Origin of the sequence: Gracilibacillus salitolerans, assembly GCF_009650095.1 — a bacterium.
Classification (GTDB): domain Bacteria; phylum Bacillota; class Bacilli; order Bacillales; family Amphibacillaceae; genus Gracilibacillus; species Gracilibacillus salitolerans.
The window spans coordinates 2,304,388-2,320,420 of the sequence record NZ_CP045915.1 but is presented as its reverse complement, the minus strand read 5'-3'; the positions used below and the strand labels follow the sequence as shown (position 1 = coordinate 2,320,420).

Genomic DNA, 16,033 nt, shown 5'->3' with positions numbered 1-16,033 from the left:
TTCTCCCAATCAACTATCCTTAACTAGTCTTGTCATGAAAAAGCCATCACTATTAATATCTTGAGGAAAAATCTGAATACCAAATTTACTTCTACCACTGCTGTTTTTCAACTCCTCTGGCAATTCATCAAAAAATGCAGGGTCCACTCGATAGGTCTGATGTTTTTCCAAGAAGTCCTTGATCACCTCTTCATTTTCCTCTTGATCAACTGTACAAGTGCTATACATTAGTTTGCCTTCATTTTTCAACAATGGTTCTATATGGTGTAGGATTTCCTTTTGAATCGTTGACAACTTAACAATGTCTTCTTTGGTTTTATTATATTTTATATCAGGCTTACTTCGAAGTACACCAAGACCTGAACAAGGTGCATCAATTAATATTCGATCAAACAATTGTTTAGCGTGTGTTTCCTGTAGTTTTCTTGCATCTGATTGAGCGGATTGAATAGAGGTTAGTCCTAGTTCCTCCGCCTTTTTTTTGACTAGTTTTGCTTTTTTTTCGTGCAGATCATATGCAAATACTGTCCCATTATCATTCATTTTTTCGGCAATATGTGTTGCTTTCCCTCCAGGTGCACTACATGCATCAAGCACAGTCATTCCTTCTTGTAAGTCCATTAATTCTGCAACTAACATGGAACTTTCATCCTGAATGGTGAATAATGATTCTTGAAACGTTTCATCTTTCAAAATATTTCCTTCTTCAATCACTAAGCCCTGCTCTGAAAATGAAGATAAGCTAGCCTTTATATGACTGTTTTCCAACCTTGATAGTAACTGCTCCCTTGTCATTCGAAGCGGCTGTACACGAATGGATACTTTTTTATGTGTAATATTAGTTTGACACATTTGTTCGGTTATTTCGATTCCATACTGCTCATTCCAACGCTTTACTAACCAAAGTGGATGGCTTGTTTCAATACTAACTCGTTTCACCTGATCATTTATATCCTGGTAATCAGGAAAACCCTCTCGTTGTGCAGAACGTAAAATACCGTTGACAAAGTTGGCAATACCTTTATGTCCTTTTCGTTTTGCAATTTCAACAGACTCATGAATCACGGCATGATCTGGAACTTTGTCCAAATACTTCATTTGATAAAACGATAAATAAAGTAACCATTTCACCCATTTATCGATCTTTTTTTTAGATTTAATAAAAGTGTTCAGATCATATTCCAGTGTTAGCTTTCTTTGTAGTGTACCGTAGACGATTTCTGTAAGTAATCCACTATCTCTTGGTTCGAGTTGATGTTTTTTAAGCATTTGATCAATAACTAAATGACTGTATCCACCTTGATCACTTATACGCATTAAAAGGTCAAGTGCTATGTTCCTAATATTGTATGATTGTTTTGTCATTCGCCTAGTTTCTCTCCTACTGTCATATTGCTTCCAACACCCCGAAGAAAATCTGCTGTCGTCATTTTTTTCTTTCCTGCAGGTTGAACTACTTTTAACTCTATTGCTTTTTGATCACCTGTCGCAACAAGAATACCTTCTTCACTGGTGTCAATTACTGTACCAGCTTGTTCGTTTGCTGTTTTGTTTGCTTTTTTTGCTTGGTACACTTTCAATACTTTACCACCCCATGTTGTAAATGCAACCGGCCATGGGTGTAACCCTCGAATACGGTTATAAACAGCTTGCTGTGGCTTACCCCAATCAATTTTTTCCTGATCACGCGTAATATTTGGTGCAAAAGTTGCCAAACTGTCATCTTGTGGAGTTCGATTAGCCTCACCTGAAAAGATAGAAGGAATGGTTACTAATAATAAATCTGCTCCCACTACTGATAGTTTATCATGTAATTTAGCCACGTCATCATTGTCTTCGATAATGACTTCTTCTTGACTAATGACATCACCAGCATCTAACTTTTCTGCCATATACATAATCGAGATGCCTGTTTTTTTATGTCCCTCTAGTATCGCATAATGAATTGGTGCGCCACCTCTTAGCTTTGGTAATAATGATGCATGAACATTAATACAACCAAACTTCGGGATTTCTAATAAGCCTTTTGGAAGTAGTTGTCCGAATGCAGCTGTGACGATGAGATCAGGGTTTCGATTCTTAATTTCATCGTAATCGTTTTTAATTTTTTCAGGCTGAAATACAGGGATGTTATACTTTTCAGCAGCCACTTTCACTGGTGGTGGTGTCAATATTTTTTTTCGACCTCGAGGGCGATCAGGTTGTGTTACCACTAAATCTATTTGATACCCTTCCGTAATCAATCGTTCTAATACAGGTACAGCAAAATCTGGTGTTCCCATAAAAATGATTTTCTTCATTTAAAAAACTCCTCTTACATTAATGAATATGGTTCAAAATCGACTTGTATCGTTAAATCATGTCGTTGAATATCATCATAATAATGCTCTTGTATTTTGCGAATAATCTCTCTTTGATTTGGTTCATCCTTATATTTTACCATGCACTGGTAGCGATATCTATTATTTATGCGGACCATGGGTGAAGGAGTTGGTCCTAAAATGGTAGCTTGATCTGATAAATATTTAAATAATAGCTTACAAATTGTTTTGGTTACTTCTTGTGCCTTATATTGATTCGGATGTGACACAGTAACTAAAGTTAAAAAATAATAAGGTGGATAATGAAAGCTTTTACGCATCTCCATTTCATGCAAGAAAAATTTTTCATATTCATATTGACTGGCTAATTGTACACTATAATGTTCCGGGGTATATGTCTGAATAATCACTTCACCGGGTAATCGATGTCTGCCAGCTCGTCCACTAACTTGTGTCATTAGTTGAAATGTTTTTTCAGCAGACCTAAAATCTGGTAAATGTAGCATCGCATCAACTGCCAAAACACCTACAAGCGTAACATTTTCGAAATCTAGTCCCTTGGCTATCATTTGTGTACCTAATAAAATATTGGCTTTTCCATTACCAAATTGCTCTAAAAGTTTTTTATGTGATCCCTTTCGCCTTGTTGTGTCAACATCCATTCGGATTACACTTGCCTCAGGAATATGTTCTCTTAATGCTTCTTCAACTTTTTGGGTTCCTGTTCCGAAATAACGGATAGTTTTACTACCACATGTATCACATTCTTTCACCATTGGTATTTGATAATCACAATAATGACATTTTAATTGGTGAGAGCTTTTATGAAACGTCAAGGCAATATCACAATTCGGACATTTCATGACATCTCCACATTCACGGCACATCACAAAGGTAGAATATCCTCTTCTGTTTAAAAATAAAACAACTTGCTGATTTTTATCGATCCTCTCTTTAATTCCATCAAGTAATTGACGCGAAAACATGGTTCGATTTCCTGCATATAATTCGTCACGCATATCGACAATATCAACCGGTGGCATGGTTGCTTCATTCATCCGATCAGGCATCTCTAGTAAGTGATAAACACCTTTTTTAGATCTGGCATACGATTCGAGCATTGGTGTCGCACTTCCCAAGACAACCGGACAGTTATGATATGCTCCTCGTTTTTTGGCTACTTCCCGTGCGTGATAACGTGGTTGTTCATCTTGTTTATAACTGGTTTCATGTTCTTCATCTATGATGATAATACCAATATTCTCAAATGGGGCAAAAATGGCTGATCTCGCTCCTACAACAACTTTCACTTCTTGTTTATGGATTTTTGTCCATTCATCGAATTTTTCACCTGGAGACAATGCACTATGTAAAACCGCCACTTCCGAGCCAAATCTTCCTTTAAACCGTTGCACCATCTGTGGTGTAAGTGCAATTTCGGGAACTAATACAATGGCTTCTTTTCCTTGATTTAACACTTTTTCGATTGCTTGTAAATATACTTCAGTTTTACCACTACCTGTGACACCATGTAATAGAAATACTTCATCTTGCTTTTCTTCAATAGCTTGCCAAATCGGTTCTATAGCTTGTTGCTGCTGTTTACTTAATGGCAATGGTTGTGTTCTTTCATATTCGTTACCTTGAAAAGGATCACGATAAACCTTCTTTTCTATTTTCTTTAAAAGCTTTCTTTCTACTAATTGATTAATGGTAGCTGTCGTAGTTTTACAATCTGTTAACAGCTCTTTTTGCTCTATAGGTTCAGGGTTTTGAATAAAATAGTCGATGATTTGCTTTTGTTTTTTCGCCCTGTTTGATATATCTTCTAATGCTTCCTCTAATAAGTATGTCTCTTTATTCGGTGCAATAAACAGTTTTGTTTTCTTCGTTTCTTTTGATTTAACGATATAATTGACTTGAACATGACCGTTCCGTACTTCATTTAATAAAAGATTATAATTACCATTTCTTTCGATAAACTCATCGTAATCGATAACGGCTCTTCCAGCAAAAAGCTTTTGTAATTCATTAGGCAATTCGTAATCTGTTAATGCTTCAATTTCTTTCTTGTATTTTGCTTTTAATATCTGTGGCAGCATCGCTTGGAATGTTTGGATGTAAAAACTGACTGTTTGTTCACTAATCCATTTACCCAGTTGTAATAATTCTTCAGTTAAGACTGGCGTTAAATCCATTACTTCTTCCACAGGCTTGAGTTTATCAAAATCAGAATGATCTACAACATCTAATACAAATCCCATTACTTTACGGGGACCAAATGGGAGCGATACACGCATCCCTTTTTCCACAAGATTCTCAAGCTGCTCTGGTATCAAATAATCAAAGGTATGATTCGTCTGATTTGTTGGGACATCCACGATAACTTTAGCAACTCGCATACTTAATCCTTCCTTAATTCAAAATCAATTAGTTGAATAATTTGTTTGGCAATGTTCCTTTTGCTAGTTTGTTCGATTTCTTGTTCTTCCCCATGTCTTGTCATAAACAAAACTTCATTTTGATCGGAATCAAAGCCGATCTCTTTACGACTGACATCGTTTAGTACAATCGCATCTAAATTTTTCTTTTCTAGCTTTTTCCTTCCATACTCCTTAATATCCTGTGTTTCCGCTGCAAAACCAACTAAAAATTGTTTTTTCTTATGCTGACCTAGATAATGTAGGATGTCCATAGTTCGTTCCATTTCCAATGTCAAGGGACCTTCTTGCTTTTTAATTTTATGATTATTTCTCGATGACGGACGGTAATCTGCTACCGCAGCCGTCTTAATAATAATATCCATGTTTACATGGTGCCTTTTCACATGTTCGAACATTTCATCAGCACTGGTTACATCAATAGTTGTGACATTTATCGGAGGGTTTAATGCTGTAGGTCCTGATATTAGAACGACTTCAGCACCATTTTCCATTGCTGCTTGTGCTAGTGCATATCCCATTTTTCCAGATGAATAATTGGTGAAATAACGTACCGGATCTAAAGCTTCTCTCGTCGGACCTGCTGTAATTAATACTTTTTTACCCTTCCATTTATTTGTACGATTTGTATCCACCTCAAGTAGTTCTACGATATGTTCCGGCTCTTCCAGACGACCTTTTCCAATATAACCACAAGCAAGGTAGCCATCTCCCGGTTCGATAAAACGATATCCCCAATTTTCAAGCGTATGTAAGTTCTGAATTACTGCTGGGTGTTGATACATATGGACATTCATAGCAGGTGCGACATAAACAGGTGCTTGAGTAGCTAATAAGGTAGTGGTTAACATATCGTCTGCCATACCATTTGCTATTTTGCCGATAATATTAGCCGTAGCAGGTGCTAACAAAACAAGGTCGGCCCAATCTGCCAAATCGATATGTGCTATTTTTGCTGGGTCCTTTTCATCAAATGTATCTGTATAAACCGGATTTCTTGATATAGCTTGAAAAGTAAGAGGTGTAACAAATTCTGTAGCGTGTTCCGTCATGATTACTCTCACATCAGCTCCTGCTTGTGTCAGCTTACTTGTTAACGCAACTGCTTTATAAACTGCAATACCACCAGAAACTCCCAGAAGCACTTTCTTTCCATTTAACATATCGATAACCCCTTTCTTGATATAGAAGAAACCCCCGCAAGCAGAAGCAATGCGAGGGAGACTCTTCTATTCAACATCCATATTATTCATTGATCATCTTATAGTCAGGATCTACTATTAATTTTTCCTCTAAGATTTCCTCCAAAGCAAGCCCCACGAAAGTTGCTGCTCTAGGAGCTTCTACCTGATGCATTTTCGTATCTTGAATTTGTCGTGCTCTTTTGGCAGCAAGTGTTACCAATGTGTATTTGGAATTAATTTTCGTTTGTAATTTATCTATCGATGGCTCCAAAATCATTTTTCATCTACCTCCAATAATGCTTTGTATTGTTTTGCCACTCTCTCTCGCTTACAATGTTCACTTTGTACAATCGCCTGAACTTTCTTGACAGCTTCATTTATATTATCATTTACCACAACATAATCATATTTATCCATCATTTCAATTTCATTTCGTGCTTCTTTAAGCCGATTCATGATCAGGTCTTCTGTTTCTGTCCCACGGTCAACAATTCGATTTTTTAATTCTTCCAAACTTGGCGGAATTAAAAAGATAAATACACCTTGTGGAAAGTTTTCTTTTACTTGTAATGCACCTTGAACTTCAATCTCAAGAAAGACATCATGACCTTTCTCAATCGTATCTTCTACATACTGTTTCGGTGTGCCGTAATAGTTCCCTACATACTCGGCATATTCCAGCATTTTCTTCTCGTTAATCATTTGTTCAAATTGTTCACGTGTGCGGTAAAAATAATCGACACCTTCTTGTTCTCCTTCACGCATCGCTCTTGTTGTCATGGAAATAGAATACATTAAGTTCGTGTCTTGTTCAAATAACGCTTTTCGTACTGTTCCTTTGCCTACTCCAGATGGACCAGATAGAATAAACAGTATTCCTTTCTCTTCTATCAACATAGTTCCTCCTACTACTCTTCATTTATTTCATCATGACTAATCACTCTTTGGCCGACAGTTTCTGGTTGAACAGCTGACAACACTACATGGTCACTATCTGTAATAATAACCGCTCTTGTTCTTCTGCCATATGTAGCGTCTACCAGTTTATTATTATCTCTCGCAACTGTAATAATACGTTTAATTGGAGCAGATTCTGGTGAAACAATAGAAATGATTCTATTGGCAGACACCACGTTTCCAAAACCTATGTTAATTAACTTCAAACTCATCTCGAGCTCCCCCTTAAATTGTAAAGAACAACTATTCTACATTTTGTATTTGTTCTTTCATTTTTTCTGCTTCACTTTTTAAATATACAATTTGCTCACTGATCAACACGTCATTTGACTTAGAACCTATTGTGTTTAACTCTCTGTTTATTTCCTGAACAATAAAATCTAATTTTCTACCAATCGGATCAGTCTCCTCAACGATTTGCCGAAATTGCTTAATATGACTATTTATTCTTGTTAGTTCTTCGGATATATCGCCTTTTTCTGCAAGCAGCGCGACTTCCTGATAGAGTCTGGAATCATCGGAAACAGACGTATTTTCAAGATATTTGTTAATACGCTCAAGTATTCGCTCTTGATACTCTATTATAACAATTTTTCGTCTTTCACCCAACTGTTTTATATTATTAAGTATATTTTCTGTTCGGTTCAAGAAATCTTTTCTTAATTCAGCTCCCTCGATTGTTCGCATTTGATTAGCCTTGATGACCGCTTTTTCCAGTGTGTCTTTCACATGTGTTTCTGTGTCAGAGCTTATCTCTTCTTTTTCTTCAATGTGAAATATATCCTGAAACTGACTAATCATTTCTATTGAGATTTCCCCTGCCAGTTGGTATTTTGTTTGTATCTGTTTTAAATGATCGACGTATTGATCCACTAAGTCCCAATCTGTCTCCAATTGTTTATTTTGTGCATATGTACCAGAAATATAGATTGACACGCTGATTTTACCACGTTTGATCTTATCTTGAATTATTTTTTTCAATTGATCTTCAATAGGTAATAAAAATTTGGGCATATGAAAAGTAATGTCGAGATAACGATGGTTAACCGCTTTAATCTCTGCATTAATTTCCAGCTGATCATTCCGAAACTCTTCTCTGCCAAAACCAGTCATGCTTAACATATTTCATATCCCTTCCATTTAACAGTATAAACACTAGTTTCTAACCATAATCATCATATCAAAAATTCTAAGCAATAGACAAATAATTCTTGGATTCTTTTTACTTATAAGAAATGGTATAATGGAATAATGAGGTGATTTAAATGGTATTTGATGGAATTGTTACTCGTGCAATGACACACGAACTTCATCATGAGATGGCATCTGGACGTGTATTAAAAATATATCAGCCTACGGATACCGAATTATTATTTACGATTAGAAAATTCGGTACCAATAAACAGCTTTTAATTAGTGCTCATTCAAGTTATGCCAGAATTCATTTTACAACAGATACGTACGAAAATCCTACAGAACCTTCTATGTATTGTATGATGCTTCGTAAGTATTTAAATGGGAGTTTTATCGAATCAGTTGAACAAGTAGAAAATGAACGGATTATTTATATCAACTTTCAAACCAAAAATGAATTGGGAGACAAAAGTATAAAAACATTGATTGTTGAACTAATGGGAAAACACAGTAATATCATTTTAGTTGATCGTGAGCGTCAGGTAATTCTTGAAAGTATTAAACATGTATCAAGTGCACAAAACCGACACCGTTCCATTATACCCGGTAGTGCGTATGTGCAACCACCCGATCAAGGGAAATACAATCCGTTAACCATTGACGGTGATACATTTATTCGGAAATTGGATTTCAACGCAGGGAAGCTCGATCAGCAAATCGTGAATACGTATATGGGTATTTCTCCTGTTTTAGCAAAGGAAATTGTAGTACAAGCGGGGCTTGGTAAAACGGATACTTTTAAAGAAGCTTTTACAAGTATTCAACAGAAAATACTAGAACATCAATATGAGCCTTTTATATCTAAGGATAGAAAAGAAAGCTTTTATGTTTTACCTTTATCGTCCAAAGATGGTAAGCAAGAGTATTTTAATTCTGTTAGCAGCATGTTAGATACTTTTTATTCCGGCAAGGCTGAACGTGATCGAGTAAAACAAAAAGCTGGCGACTTATTACGCTTTTTAACAAATGAACAAAAGAAAAACAAACGAAAGTTAGTAAAATTAGACAAAACATTGGAACAAGCGAAGAATGCAGACCGCTACCAACGAGATGGAGAATTATTAACGGCTCATATGCATTTAGTGAAAAAAGGGGATAAAGAAGCGGAAGTGGTCGATTATTATGACCCTGATCAAGCGAAAAGAACGATACCCTTAAATGAGAATAAAACTCCGAGCGAAAATGCACAATCTCTTTTCAAAAAGTATCATAAATTAAAAACATCGAAACAAATGGTGGAGGAAGAAAAAAAGAAAACGTATCTAGAAATGGATTATTTGGATGAAATTATCGAACAAATTGATTCTGCCAGAGAACAGGATATCGAGGAAATACGCGAGGAATTACAAGAACAAGGATATTTAAAGAAAAAACAAGTGAAAGCAAAGCAAAAAAAGAAAGTAACGAAACCAGTACCGGAAACATTTTACGCTTCAGATGGAACTGAAATTTTGGTTGGGAAAAATAATAAACAAAATGAATATTTGACCAATCGTCTAGCGCGCAAGGATGAAGTCTGGTTGCATACGAAGGATATTCCCGGTTCACACGTTGTGATTCGTTCAACGGCTCCTAGTGAAGACACATTAATGGAAGCCGCTCAATTGGCTGCCAATTTTAGTAAATCCAAACATTCTTCTTCTGTTCCGGTTGACTACACGTTAATACGACATGTACGAAAACCAAATGGAGCTAAACCAGGCTTTGTCACCTATGAGAATCAAAAAACATTGTTTGTGACACCAGATCAAAGCTATATAACAAAGTTAAAAACAAAACCATAATGTGAGACTTCCCTAAGTGGGGATTAGCACCGTTATAAAACTAAACGCTCAGTCAGCATCATCCATTGACTGAGCGTTTAAACTTTTTTATATTGTATACAAATTCCATACACTGTACAGTCTCATTTAATCTGATTTTATGTTGTTTGTCTAGCAGTTTATAACTCTTGTAGTTCATTGACTGTTATAAACTGATAATCTCTCTCGGACAATGTTTCTAAAATGCCTTCGATGGCTTTGAGTTCTTTCCCCGTATTATCATACATTGGATGCATCAGGATAATGGAGCCTGGCTCGATATTTTCTACTACGTAATTTACTTTATCAGCAGCTTCTTCATAAAAACTATCTGGTTCAAGATTCCACATAATCGTTTCAATGTTATTTTTATGTAAATACCATGGCAAAGCGATGATTTTCTTTCCATTTGGCGGGCGAAAATCAATTTGTCCTTCATAACCAATATCTCTAATTAATTGATCTGTCTTTTCAATTTCGTTTTTAATAAACGATGGAGATTTGAAAATCATCCGATTGTGAGAATAAGTATGATTTGCCACCTGGTGTCCAGCTTGTACGATAGCTTCAGCCTCTTCTGGGAAATCTTCTATATATTCTCCAATCAGAAAAAATGTTGCTTTTACATTATATGTTTCTAACAACGATAGAATCTCATGAACGTTTTTAGTAGGACCGTCATCAAAGGTAAGTGCTACAACTTTTTCTTTTGTTTCAACTTTGGCAGTTAAGTCACCAAATAACTGAAAGTTTCTAGAGTTCATTAGTTGATTACTTCCAAATAATATGGAAACTAAACAAATGACAATGATAACAAATGAAATTATTATTTTTCTCATTACCCTAACCTTCTTTTCTTCACTATAGTTAACATTTTGAATAACTAGTACTTCATAAATATAACACAGAACTTCAAGTAGGCGTATAGAAGATAGCAAGACTTTGATACACGATATTGTGTAGAGAATCATAAAAAATAACAGCCTATAAATCATATGATCCATAAGCTGTTTTTAATTCATTCATATGTCATTTTTCTACATCAGCCTCGAATAGTATCGAATTAATATATTTTACCCAGCAGTGCGTGTAACCACCTGGAGAATATCTTGATTATCCGTAAGATAAAGTATGGTTGTGGACTGCTTTTGTTTCGATAGGACTTTCTTAATTATCTCTCACCTGCCTCTACCATCTCTCCAATATATACAGATTGAGGTCTATAAATCGTATTATTGTCCGCTTGTTCAAGTACATGAGCAGTCCAACCAACCACTCTACTTGCAGTAAATGTCGGTGTGAAAAGTTGTGGATCTAGGTTAATAGACTTCATAATTGCCGCTGCATAAAATTCTACATTTGTATATAAAGAACGACCTGGCTTTAATTCATTTAATACTTTAACAGCTACATCTTCCACATGAATGGCAAGGTCTAACCAGGAATCTGATCCTTTCGATTGAAGCAAGGTCTCTCGTAAAGCTATCGCTCGAGGATCATGTGTTTTATATACACGGTGTCCAAATCCCATTAACTTTTCACCATTGTTCAGTTTATTTCTGATCACTTTTTCTGCATTATCATGTGTTGCTACTTCCTCCAATAATTGGATCACACCAGATGGAGCTCCCCCATGTAAAGGTCCTTTCATCGTTCCAATTGCAGCAGTTATGCTTGATACTAAATCAGATTCTGTCGAAGCGGTAACTCTAGCAGAGAAAGTGGACGCATTCATTCCATGCTCCATTGTTAAAATCATGTATGTTTCTAATCCATCCACTTGAGCCTTAGTTGGTTTAGTTCCATTTAACATGTATAAATAGTTTTCAACATGACCGTAAGCATCATCTGGTTCATTAGCAATTTTACCGTTTATTTTATTATACCAATAAGCGATAATAGTAGGGATTAATGCTGTGAGTCTTATAGATTGAGCAATCGAAGGTTTCCATTGATAATCTGTAGTTCCTTCTGCTGATATAACCGTTCTTATTACACTCATCACATCCATATTTTGCGGTAGATGATCCATTATTGATTTCATTGTTGTTGTTAAATGCCGATTCCTGATTAATTCATTCTTCAGGTTTTCTAATTCATGTGCAGTTGGTAAATAGCCATACCACAGCAAATAAGCAACCTCTTCAAATGTATTGGATTTTGTCAGATGTTTCGCTTCATATCCTCTATAAATAAGCTGTCCCTTTTCACCGTCAATGTGGCTAATATAGGTCTCTGCAGCCACAACTCCTTTAAGTCCTTGATTGAGCATTTTTTTCTTCCTTTCTGATAGTACTTCATTTATAAATATTGTATAATAGTAATTTGATTATAAAAATTAAATATTTTTAAATGCATTGATTAATATTTTTAATAAGGAGGATATGTATGGAGTTAAGTTGGGTTCGTACGTTTATTACTGCAGCTAAAACAGGTAATTTTCGAAAAACTGCTGATCATCTTTTTATTTCTCAGCCTTCTGTAACCGTACATATTAAACAATTGGAAAAAGTGCTTGGAATTCAGTTGTTTCAAAGAGATGGTAAGCGCGTGAAATTAACAGAAGCAGGCAGAAGGTATTTAAACCACGCCATCCATTTGACGGAGGTATATGAATCGGGAATGGAGGATATAAAAACGTTTAGCCAAGGATATACGACAAAATTAACCCTAGCTATCTCTCCTCTTATCGCTGATACGATTTTACCTTTTGTACTTAAGCAATATATTAAAAAACACCCGGAAGTAGAGATTACGATTGAAATTGTCGAATCAAAAGACATAGAACAAGTGGTTAATGATGAAGTGGTGGATATTGGTCTATCTTGCCTTCAAAGTTTCCATCCTAACCTTGAGAGCAAATTACTTCATAAAGATAAGGTTGTTTTAGTAGCACCTCATGATGGCATGGATTTTGAATCAGCACTACCATTGGATGAAGAAGAAATATTATCTTCCAATCGCTTATTAACACATAATCACCCTGGCTATTGGGATAAATTGTCTCAAAATGTGAAGCTATTCTATCCAGGTATTCAAATGATGAAGGTCTCTCAAACTCATATTACGAAACGTTTTATTATAGAGGGCCTAGGTGTCTCCTTTCTCCCCTTTTCAACAGTAAGAAGAGAACTGCTTGAAGGTAAAATGATTGAGGTTGATATTCAGTCTTTTCCACCGCCTCAAGCAAATACGTATGCTATCTTTAAATTCGATCACAAAAAACAAAGGGAGTTTTTGGAATTTCTTGCACAATATCACCTTTAATATATAGTAGTAATTTTAGATTGAGCTTCAGCTTTATTAAGAATGTCTGTTTATTAAAAATTAGTTAAATACATTGAAATTAATTTGAATATTATACTAAATAAGGTTCAAATCAATGTTTTTCCTAGATTATACTAGATTGTTGAAACCTATAGGATGCTGATAGATGGAAAAATCTCCATAGATTTTGGAGATTTTTCAAGTATACACATCTCTATTAATAAACTCTATACACTTGTCCTGTTTGTGCGCCTTCAACACTTTTTACAAATGCATTGGCAACTTTATCAGCTGGTACTGGATTGAATCCTTTGAAAAATTCCCCATATTTTCTTAAAGATTCTTCTAAAACGTTTGGACTTACACTATTAATTCGTAAATTACGTTTCAATTCAATCGCTGCTGATTTAACAAAACTAGCAACTGCACCATTTGCCATGGCTGCTGAACTACCCTTTAAAATTGGATCATCCATCATAATTCCAGTAGTAAGTGTAAAACTGCCACCATCATTTATGTAATTTTGCCCAATCAGTACAAGATTTACTTGTCCCTTTAGCTTACTATTAATCGCTATTTCATTTAATTCCGGTGTAAGCTCACTTAAATCTCCGAAGTGAGAAGCTCCAGTAGTGCTTATAACTGCATCAATGTTTGGTATATCTTTATACATTTGTTCGATACTCTTTACAGACGTAATGTCAACTTGGTAATCTCCACTTGATTTACTCGCAATGATAACTTCATGATTTGGGGTTAACTTATCTGACACAGATTCACCTATGATACCAGTGCCACCAATTATAAGGATTTTCATCATATCACACCTATTCTTAATAATATTATAATCTATGTTGCTTTGACATTGGGAAGATATATTTTATTAAGACAATACCTTTGCCAATGTCATTACCGTTGGAAATTTAAGTATATCATCTCTATTTACTACTTTAAAAATTTTAGCTTTTTCCTTCAATTGCTGTGATTTTTTCTATCTAAGTAAATAATTAATCGAGGCCATAATCACCACCATGACGAAATTTCCAAGGCTTTGTTCCAATTATTATAATTAAAACAGCTTCCATACCATGGTAAAGTCCTATCATTGTTTTATATTGAAAACTATAATTATTTACTGAATAATTATGAAACAGAGTTAGGGAATAGGCTGTTTTTGTATCGTTACTAACGTTTAATACGTACAAAAACCATACTTTAAAACTTGCAAATAAATTAAGTGCACACCCATTCATATATACATTTTTCCTTTTCTCCTCGCTGATACATATCGTTATCTTCTGGTACATCAACGATTTCTAAAAGATTAGCTCCAACAAACTCACATGTTTTTCTTGAAGGGATGTTATCTGGATTACAGGTAATGAACAGTTTTTCCAATTCATGAGTATGTGCTACTTTCTTTATAAGTAATACGGCTTTTGCAGCGTAGCGATTACCTCTATATTCCTTTTTAACTGAATATCCAATATGACCACCATAATATAAGTTTTCATTGTGTCCAATTCTTATATCTATTTTTCCAATCGGTTCGGTTAAACCACTTAAAGTAATATTAAAATGATAAGCTGGAACCCAGTCTTTTTCCTTGTTTCCTGGTACCGTATTCATTAGATGTAAATCAATTTCTTCACCTTTTATAACATCAAAGTCAAAAAATTCAAACTCCATCATGCTCCCCCTAAAACTTTATTTGATTCACGTCTGGTTTCATAAAAGCATCAGTTTGTTTAAGTACAGTATAAACCACCCTCACACCATTTTTGTTTCAACTCTACTAACATTTTAGGTGAACAACGTTACATTTCTTATTTAAGATAAGCCACCCTAAATTAAAGTAACAACAAACACATTAACCCCACCACGTAGCCAAAACAAATAAAGACCAACAAGAGATAACCCATCCAATTACGCCAAATACAGAAAAATATACTTCCATTTTTGCCTTTTCAATCCTTTGTTTCTTATATTGAAAATATGTAAAAACAAATGTACTTAAATATTAGATTACACTTGTTATTGTTAAGACAATTAAATAGTATATCGGAGACATTTCAGCAAAATTTTTATTCAAAAAATAAGCAAATCCTTGGCCGAATATGCCAATTACCGTTGCTAAAATTAAACTTCCAAATATGCTAGCATTAGCCCTGCTCATCAATATCACCCAAATTAATAATTTGTTAACCTGAAGAATTGCTACCCGTTTGTTGAATAAGCATTTCAGTTATTTTAAATGCACATCAAAATTCTCTTGGGTAATTTTCCAATTTTTATCGACATATTCAATCTTGTGAATACTTGTATAAGAAGAAGGGAAAGGTTTATTTTTATTTGTCCAAGGTTTACGTTTCAAAATGTGATAAATTATATTTATTACCCCTCCGTGAGTTACTATTAAGACATTTTCTTGATGATTTCGTTCCTTCTGATCTTCACAGATAACTTCAAATGCTCTCTTTATTCTTGTGAAGTTTTCAATTGGACTTTCTCCACTAGGATATCTTTCATCCATTTCTAAACTATTGAAGTGTAATCCTGGATACTGTTTATTTGCTTCATCATTTAACATACCCGCAAGAACACCGTTATTTGTTTCTCGCCAAGCTTTTGATTTTTCGGTAGATATTTGAATACTATCACCAATATATTTTGATGTCTCTATTGCTCGCTTTAAATCACTTGTAATAATACGATGAATCATAAAATCCTTCTTGTGTTCTTTCAAATATTTTCCGAGTCTTATTGATTGTTCAATACCTTCTTCAATAAGTCCTCTTTGGCTCCAACCACCACGAAATTCATCTTCATCTTTACCGTGTCGTACTAAATAAATAGCCATAAAGAAT

15 protein-coding genes are annotated in these 16,033 nt (G+C 34.9%); 2 read left to right on the top strand and 13 right to left on the bottom strand.

Features of this window, described 5'->3' with window-relative positions; translation table 11 throughout:
- Positions 1-9 precede the first annotated feature (9 nt).
- The 8 genes from rsmB to GI584_RS10780 form a co-directional block, all read right to left on the bottom strand.
- Positions 10-1,365: a 16S rRNA (cytosine(967)-C(5))-methyltransferase RsmB gene (rsmB, locus tag GI584_RS10815; RefSeq protein WP_153791240.1), complete on the bottom strand. Its 1,356-nt coding sequence runs from the start codon at positions 1,363-1,365 to the stop codon at positions 10-12.
- Complete coding sequence (fmt, locus tag GI584_RS10810) at positions 1,362-2,300, bottom strand: methionyl-tRNA formyltransferase (protein ID WP_153791239.1); 939 nt, start codon at positions 2,298-2,300, stop codon at positions 1,362-1,364. Before fmt ends, rsmB begins: the two co-directional genes overlap by 4 nt.
- A 14-nt stretch (positions 2,301-2,314) precedes the next feature.
- Entirely contained in the window at positions 2,315-4,723 is a 2,409-nt protein-coding gene (priA, locus tag GI584_RS10805) for a primosomal protein N' (RefSeq protein ID WP_153791238.1), read from the bottom strand.
- Between the two features lie 2 nt (positions 4,724-4,725).
- Positions 4,726-5,925, bottom strand: a complete 1,200-nt coding sequence (coaBC, locus tag GI584_RS10800) for a bifunctional phosphopantothenoylcysteine decarboxylase/phosphopantothenate--cysteine ligase CoaBC (RefSeq protein ID WP_153791237.1) — start codon at positions 5,923-5,925, stop codon at positions 4,726-4,728.
- A gap of 82 nt (positions 5,926-6,007) precedes the next feature.
- The gene (gene rpoZ, locus GI584_RS10795) at positions 6,008-6,223 is read right to left on the bottom strand and encodes a DNA-directed RNA polymerase subunit omega (RefSeq protein WP_100360674.1); all 216 of its coding nucleotides are present in this window, start codon (positions 6,221-6,223) and stop codon (positions 6,008-6,010) included.
- Positions 6,220-6,840, bottom strand: coding sequence for a guanylate kinase (gmk, locus tag GI584_RS10790; RefSeq protein ID WP_100362495.1), 621 nt, complete (start codon positions 6,838-6,840; stop codon positions 6,220-6,222). The genes rpoZ and gmk overlap by 4 nt, the downstream gene beginning before the upstream one ends.
- A 14-nt stretch (positions 6,841-6,854) precedes the next feature.
- On the bottom strand, positions 6,855-7,115 hold the full coding sequence (gene remA, locus GI584_RS10785; RefSeq protein WP_018932726.1) for an extracellular matrix/biofilm regulator RemA: 261 nt from the start codon (positions 7,113-7,115) through the stop codon (positions 6,855-6,857).
- Positions 7,116-7,146: 31 nt separating this feature from the next.
- Positions 7,147-8,025: a YicC/YloC family endoribonuclease gene (locus GI584_RS10780; protein ID WP_153791236.1), complete on the bottom strand. Its 879-nt coding sequence runs from the start codon at positions 8,023-8,025 to the stop codon at positions 7,147-7,149.
- Between the two features lie 143 nt (positions 8,026-8,168).
- Between GI584_RS10780 and GI584_RS10775 the strand changes: the two genes are divergently transcribed.
- On the top strand, positions 8,169-9,881 hold the full coding sequence (locus GI584_RS10775; RefSeq protein WP_153791235.1) for an Rqc2 family fibronectin-binding protein: 1,713 nt from the start codon (positions 8,169-8,171) through the stop codon (positions 9,879-9,881).
- A gap of 158 nt (positions 9,882-10,039) precedes the next feature.
- Here the strand turns inward: GI584_RS10775 and GI584_RS10770 are convergent, their stop codons facing one another.
- Both GI584_RS10770 and GI584_RS10765 read right to left on the bottom strand, forming a co-directional pair.
- Positions 10,040-10,738, bottom strand: coding sequence for a polysaccharide deacetylase family protein (locus GI584_RS10770; protein WP_153791234.1), 699 nt, complete (start codon positions 10,736-10,738; stop codon positions 10,040-10,042).
- Between the two features lie 332 nt (positions 10,739-11,070).
- Complete coding sequence (locus tag GI584_RS10765) at positions 11,071-12,171, bottom strand: citrate synthase/methylcitrate synthase (RefSeq protein ID WP_153791233.1); 1,101 nt, start codon at positions 12,169-12,171, stop codon at positions 11,071-11,073.
- A gap of 116 nt (positions 12,172-12,287) precedes the next feature.
- On the opposite strand from GI584_RS10765, the gene GI584_RS10760 reads away from it, so the two are divergent.
- Positions 12,288-13,166 carry a LysR family transcriptional regulator gene (locus GI584_RS10760; RefSeq protein ID WP_100360679.1) on the top strand — a complete coding sequence of 293 codons (879 nt, stop codon included), beginning with the start codon at positions 12,288-12,290 and terminating at the stop codon, positions 13,164-13,166.
- Between the two features lie 217 nt (positions 13,167-13,383).
- Here GI584_RS10760 and GI584_RS10755 read toward each other — a convergent pair whose 3' ends face one another.
- The 3 genes from GI584_RS10755 to GI584_RS10745 all read right to left on the bottom strand — a co-directional run bounded on the left by GI584_RS10755 (position 13,384) and on the right by GI584_RS10745 (position 16,026).
- Positions 13,384-13,983 carry a short chain dehydrogenase gene (locus GI584_RS10755; RefSeq protein WP_153791232.1) on the bottom strand — a complete coding sequence of 200 codons (600 nt, stop codon included), beginning with the start codon at positions 13,981-13,983 and terminating at the stop codon, positions 13,384-13,386.
- Between the two features lie 416 nt (positions 13,984-14,399).
- The gene (locus tag GI584_RS10750; RefSeq protein WP_153791231.1) at positions 14,400-14,855 is read right to left on the bottom strand and encodes a GNAT family N-acetyltransferase; all 456 of its coding nucleotides are present in this window, start codon (positions 14,853-14,855) and stop codon (positions 14,400-14,402) included.
- A 556-nt stretch (positions 14,856-15,411) separates the two neighbouring features.
- Entirely contained in the window at positions 15,412-16,026 is a 615-nt protein-coding gene (locus GI584_RS10745) for a histidine phosphatase family protein (protein WP_153791230.1), read from the bottom strand.
- Between the last annotated feature and the right edge of the window lie 7 nt (positions 16,027-16,033).